Annotated in this window: 1 protein-coding gene; it reads right to left on the minus strand. The window is 67.3% G+C overall.

The annotated features are described in order from the left end of the window. Window positions 1-209, minus strand: a 209-nt coding sequence (locus AC3A3L_RS21640; protein ID WP_487642107.1) for a hypothetical protein, incomplete at its 3' end; no start/stop codon positions are given. Between the last annotated feature and the right edge of the window lie 60 nt (window positions 210-269).

Below are 269 nucleotides of genomic sequence, written 5' to 3' on the forward strand. Positions count from 1 at the left end.
TCCTCGTGCTCCGACCCGGGGATCGTGAAAGCGGCGGCGTCGTGGATCGACTCCGGCGGGTGCAGGTCCGCCCACCGGGCGGCCACGACCAACAGGTCAGCCGCGGCCCGGTCCTCTGCGGCCTTGCGGTCCCGTGCGAGCGCCAGCAGATCACGAGCGGTGAGGTCCTCGACCTCACCTACCTCGCGGTCTGCCAGCGTCTCGATCATGTGTTCGATTGTATCGGCGACCTCCGACAGCGGCGATATGTGATGTCTCAGGACATGGGT

It is taken from the genome of Nocardioides sp. Soil_C_8, assembly GCF_057656315.1.